Below are 4764 nucleotides of genomic sequence, written 5' to 3'. Positions count from 1 at the left end.
TGTCTGGAAATACTTGGCTATAAAACGTGGCAGCTTCTTTGGCATTTCCGTCAAACCAGAAACAAGGATAGATTGGGTTTTTCATAATTAAGAAGGACTTGATTCACATATCTCTTTAAATTTTTGCAATGCTTTTGGCCAAGTTCCTTCAAAATATTCAGCAAATTCCTGATTGGAATCAAGCTCAATCTTTAACAAGGTCTGGTTTCCTTTATTGATAAAAATGTAGTTTTCATGTGCGCCTGCCCAATCCAACACTTCAAGAGAATCCAAGTCTTCCTGTCCGTTTTTCAACACTCCCAAATGCTCAATGCTCAAAAACTGATTTGGGATATTTTTTTCTATTCTACTGACCATTCCACCTTTCTCACCATTCTCATCAACCCCAACAAATAAGATCTTACTGCCTTCCGTCCAAGCCCCTTCAAATGTGGAACTTGGAGAAAACACCGAGGTCCACTCCTCATATGTTGGCTTTTCTAGCATCAATTGAAAAACTCTTTCAACTGGTGCGTCAATGATGATTTCAAAATTCAGCTTATCCATTTTCACGACAGTGATTCAACATATTTTTTATAATTATTCATGATCGCTTGCCAACCATCCCTTTGCAATTCGATCGGATTTTCAGATTCTGCCTCAAATGTCTCTACAACAAGAATTTCCTCGTCTTTTTCCTCAAAAGTGATTTTCACAGTTCGAGAATCCTCGAGGATATAAGAAATCAATTGATGTTTGATCACATCCTGATAAACTCCACCAAATTCAAAACCAAAACTCCCATCTTTTGCCTCCATTCGAGACACGAAATTTCCTCCAGGCTGTAAATCATTTTCGGATTTTGGACATTGCCAATCCGGCGAAGCAAAATTCCAATTTATAATATGCTTAGGCTTCACCCATGCCTCCCAAGCCTTCTCCATAGATACATTTACTGAAACTTGAACTGTAATTTTGGTTTTTTCAGAGGTAGTCATATTGAAATAATTTTTGTTGGGTTTAAAAGAATTTACTTTTCAAAAGTAGTTAATCAAAAACGTGAAAAGCATGTACAATTTAGACAATAAAGGGGCGAAATACGACAAGAGTTTTTATTTTTGATCATGAAGAAAATCTACATTTTGGCAATCGAGCATTCTGTTCTTCAGGTAATTGCAGGAAGCCAATATTGTTTCACTACAGTCAATCAAATGCTGGAACAATCAGGAAGACCGAAGCTCTTTGATGTGAAATTGGTTGGCTTGAAAAATCAAGTAAGTCCTGCAGGCCCTAATTTTTCAATAAAACCCGATTTACTTTTAGAAGAGGTAGGAAAAGCTGATTTAATAATAATCCCTCCACTTTTTGGAGACCTTAAAAGTGCCATTTCAGCAAATCGGCAATTTATCCCTTGGATCAATGAGCAATACCATCAGGGTGCAGAAATCGCATCTCTTTGCATCGGGGCTTTTCTTTTAGGAGCCACAGGCCTATTGGATGGCAAAAAATGCTCTACGCATTGGGGATTTACTGATTTATTTAGAGAGATGTATCCCGAAGTCAATGTTCAGGATGGCTCTATTGTCACGGAGGAAAGCGGTATTTATTCCAGCGGAGGAGCTAATTCCTACTGGAATCTATTACTGCATTTGATAGAGAAATTCACTGATCGGGAGACTGCAATTAATTTGGCAAAATACTTTGCAATTGATATTGACAGGAGCAGCCAATCCCCATTTACAATTTTTACAGGACAAAAAACACATCAAGATATCGCGGTAAAAAAAGCTCAGGAATTAATCGAAGAAATGATTGAAGATAAAATTTCTGTTGAAGATTTAGCCGAAAAAGTAGCTGTGGGGAGAAGAAGTTTTGAAAGACGATTTAAGAGAGTGACCAATAATTCCGTGTTGGAATATATTCAAAGAGTGAAAGTAGAAGCAGCCAAAAGAAGCTTTGAATCTACCATGAAAAATATCTCCGAAGTTATGTTTGATGTGGGCTATTCAGACACGAAAGCTTTTCGTACCACTTTCAAAAAAATAACGGGACTAACCCCGCTGGAATACAGAAATAAATACAACAAACTCGCTCAAAACTAGAGCGAGTTTGTTATTATTCTACTTTTTCACCAAAGTCATCGAGCCCGTAACATCCACAACCTCGGCTATTTTTTTAAAAACGATAGTAGGAATATCAATTTTATAATCCGAAAGTGTGATAGGGAATTTAAAATCAAGCTTTAATTGATTCCCATCAGAGACTATCGTTCCTGGAATACTTACAGAGTTAGTGACCCCATGAATAGTCATAGTTCCTACCGCTGTTGCGGGATAAGTCCCGGCAGTCTTAATATCTATGGATTCCTTTATTTTTCCTTTAAAAACTGCATTTGGATATTTTTCGCTTTCCAGATAATTTTCATTGAAATGCTCTTGCATTAATTTATTAGGAAATTCAAAATCAATGATGCGCATTTGAACTGCAAGCTCATTATTGTCAGCATTGATAATTGCTGCAGAAACTTTGTTTATGGCTTCAATATCTTCCAAAGGTGCATCTGAAAAGAATGACACTTGCCCCTTATTTGTGGAATAAAGTGTTTGTGCAGTTGCTAGTGAACTAATCAAGCATAAAATAAGAATCAAATTAATCTTTTTCATTTTTATAAATTTTGAGATCACCGACCTCTGTCAAAGCTAAAGGTTCGAGCGATATTGAATCCATAGAAAATATCCGCATTTTCCCATGTACCGGTATTCAAAGCAATAAAATGCCTTTCAACCATCCCTCTGGCATTGGTAAAATGTAACTGGAATACATGCCCCCCTGTATCTATATCAAATCCGAGTGAAAGAGAATTATGATATGGATAAGGCGTTCCGGTTTCCAATTGATAGGTATCCCTATCGACAAAATTGTAATAATATTCTACTGAGAAAGTAACTCTTGAGCTTATCTTATATCTGCCTCCCATTCCCAGTGAGAACAGGTTATTATCGAATGAGGTACTTTCAACTTTATTGATATGGATGAAAGTAGGCATAAGCTGAAACGAGAATTTTTCATTGAACTTTCTGGCTAATAAAGCCTGAGTAGTATATGTTAATCGCTCTTTGTTATTGTAAAATTTCATTTCACTCCCTGAATTCATAATATAACCTGTGGCCATGGTATTTAAAGCCAAGCTTCCATAAGCTGTTAGAGTGAAAGGAAATGCATTAGATTGCCTTAATAATTTGTATTTGGTATAGAAATCATAAGTTTTTTCCTCTGAACTCCTACCTACCCCGATCAGCCATTGATCTGTCAATCCATATTCCAGGCCCAATCGAATCCTTGCCTCATCCAACCCAAAAAAGTTGGAAAGAAAACCACTATTAACCGATCCAAAACGGTGAGAAATCCAAAAGTTAAGGTGCTTTTTGGAAAGTGTTTCTATAGTTTGTCCATTGATTAATCGGGTAGCTTTGAAAGTAGCTTGAGTATAAACCGTTTCTTCAGAAAGATCCTCATTAAGCATATTCAACAGATCATCTTGGGCAAAAACGGTAGTAATAATCATCACTAACGCAAAACTTAATAGTGTGTGTTTTAGCATGGCTTGATTAAAGAATATGAAACTAAAAATTAGGCATAAATCCGGAGAGATGTTCCTGAAAACTCAGTATTGTACGCTTTTATTCCTTTTCTTCCTTCTGAATTAAGGCCTACTCCATCTAAAGTATATTTTGCCCCATGTTCTGTGCAATAGAATCCGGAACCCTGATAGATCACTTTAGACTTGTTTTCATGAGAACAAATTTGAGTCACTGCTGCAAAAGCATCTGCTGATACCCGTGCAATTACAACTTTATTGGTGATTAGGTAATTTCCAACGGTATTTAAAGGAGCATTTGCAGCTTCTGTTAAATCAAGTGTAAAGTCTAAGCCTGTACCTCCTGAAGGGTCTCCTCCTGCTTCATTAATACAAGAAGTTACTGTTGATGCTCCACAATAGATTGCCAGCAAAGAAGCTCCTTTGAACCCTAGAGATTTTAGGAATTCATTTCTTGAAATTTTATCTTCCATAATAGTGGTTTGATTGGTTATTCACTTACAAGTTCAAGAAATTTCAATTAGATAATCCTTCAACGATTATTAAGATTTCCTTAAGATGTATTTACGAGATGTTTTGTCATTCGGTTTATTTCCAAAATATTCTTTTTAGGAAGAAAAATCATTTTAGTACATTGATATTGCGATGGAGTAAAATTCCAATGAACCCAAAAACCTTGATTTGATGAGAATATTATTTTTAATTTTTTTCTGCATGAGTAATGTATTGATTGCCCAAGTTCCAGAAGGAAAACAAGTGATAAGCTCACTTTATATCTATGATCTCAAATCGGGAGATTCTAAATTAATTTTAAAAGAAGACAGGCATTTTGAAGCTCCAAACTGGTCCCCAGACGGAGCCTATCTTTTAATAAATAGCCAGGGGAAATTGGAAAAAATTGGACTAGATGGAAAAAACCTTGGCGTCTTAAACACAGGTGAAATTGAAAAATCAAACAATGACCATGGCTTTTCTTTTGATGGGAAAACATTATTCCTTTCCAGCGGAAAACCAGATGTAACCCCATCAGGATCTTATATTTATAAAGTTCCAACTGCCGGTGGCACTCCCGCATTGATCACCCCTCTATCACCCTCTTATTGGCATGGAGTTTCCCCCGATGGCAAAGACATCGTCTATTGCGCATCAAGGAATGGTGTTTTTGATGTTTACAAAATGAGTGCAAA

7 protein-coding genes and 1 pseudogene are annotated in these 4764 nt (G+C 36.4%); 2 read left to right on the top strand and 6 right to left on the bottom strand.

Going from position 1 to position 4764, the window contains the following annotated elements; translation table 11 throughout:
• The 3 genes from Q0L68_RS20005 to Q0L68_RS16580 form a co-directional block, all read right to left on the bottom strand.
• The coding region (locus Q0L68_RS20005; protein WP_366938417.1) for a VOC family protein at window positions 1-85 on the bottom strand (85 nt) is incomplete at its 3' end.
• Window positions 86-87: 2 nt separating this feature from the next.
• Window positions 88-546, bottom strand: coding sequence for an SRPBCC domain-containing protein (locus tag Q0L68_RS16585; protein ID WP_296705304.1), 459 nt, complete (start codon window positions 544-546; stop codon window positions 88-90).
• 2 nt (window positions 547-548) lie between these two features.
• Window positions 549-977, bottom strand: a complete 429-nt coding sequence (locus tag Q0L68_RS16580; protein WP_296705302.1) for an SRPBCC family protein — start codon at window positions 975-977, stop codon at window positions 549-551.
• Between the two features lie 126 nt (window positions 978-1103).
• On the opposite strand from Q0L68_RS16580, the gene Q0L68_RS16575 reads away from it, so the two are divergent.
• On the top strand, window positions 1104-2081 hold the full coding sequence (locus Q0L68_RS16575; RefSeq protein WP_296705301.1) for a helix-turn-helix domain-containing protein: 978 nt from the start codon (window positions 1104-1106) through the stop codon (window positions 2079-2081).
• Between the two features lie 18 nt (window positions 2082-2099).
• Here Q0L68_RS16575 and Q0L68_RS16570 read toward each other — a convergent pair whose 3' ends face one another.
• From Q0L68_RS16570 to Q0L68_RS16560, 3 genes are read right to left on the bottom strand one after another with little or no spacing between them, the layout of a single operon-like run.
• Window positions 2100-2642, bottom strand: coding sequence for a YceI family protein (locus tag Q0L68_RS16570; protein WP_296705300.1), 543 nt, complete (start codon window positions 2640-2642; stop codon window positions 2100-2102).
• A 17-nt stretch (window positions 2643-2659) separates the two neighbouring features.
• Window positions 2660-3580, bottom strand: a complete 921-nt coding sequence (locus tag Q0L68_RS16565; RefSeq protein WP_296705299.1) for a DUF5777 family beta-barrel protein — start codon at window positions 3578-3580, stop codon at window positions 2660-2662.
• Between the two features lie 29 nt (window positions 3581-3609).
• Entirely contained in the window at window positions 3610-4050 is a 441-nt protein-coding gene (locus Q0L68_RS16560) for a Rieske 2Fe-2S domain-containing protein (RefSeq protein ID WP_296705297.1), read from the bottom strand.
• 241 nt (window positions 4051-4291) lie between these two features.
• On the opposite strand from Q0L68_RS16560, the pseudogene Q0L68_RS16555 reads away from it, so the two are divergent.
• A pseudogene (locus tag Q0L68_RS16555) lies at window positions 4292-4764 on the top strand (transporter); the annotation flags it as partial.

Origin of the sequence: Algoriphagus sp. (assembly GCF_024642405.1) — a bacterium.
GTDB lineage: Bacteria > Bacteroidota > Bacteroidia > Cytophagales > Cyclobacteriaceae > Algoriphagus.
The sequence above is the reverse complement of the archived record's forward strand: the minus strand, read 5'-3'. Positions and strand labels throughout refer to the sequence as shown.

What these genes read in the sequence shown, in the direction of transcription:
- Q0L68_RS16585 (WP_296705304.1), bottom strand. Translation starts at nt 546, where the DNA reads ATGGATAAGCTGAATTTTGAAATCATCATTGACGCACCAGTTGAAAGA.
- Q0L68_RS16580 (WP_296705302.1), bottom strand. Translation starts at nt 977, where the DNA reads ATGACTACCTCTGAAAAAACCAAAATTACAGTTCAAGTTTCAGTAAAT.
- Q0L68_RS16575 (WP_296705301.1), top strand. Translation starts at nt 1,104, where the DNA reads ATGAAGAAAATCTACATTTTGGCAATCGAGCATTCTGTTCTTCAGGTA.
- Q0L68_RS16570 (WP_296705300.1), bottom strand. Translation starts at nt 2,642, where the DNA reads ATGAAAAAGATTAATTTGATTCTTATTTTATGCTTGATTAGTTCACTA.
- Q0L68_RS16565 (WP_296705299.1), bottom strand. Translation starts at nt 3,580, where the DNA reads ATGCTAAAACACACACTATTAAGTTTTGCGTTAGTGATGATTATTACT.
- Q0L68_RS16560 (WP_296705297.1), bottom strand. Translation starts at nt 4,050, where the DNA reads ATGGAAGATAAAATTTCAAGAAATGAATTCCTAAAATCTCTAGGGTTC.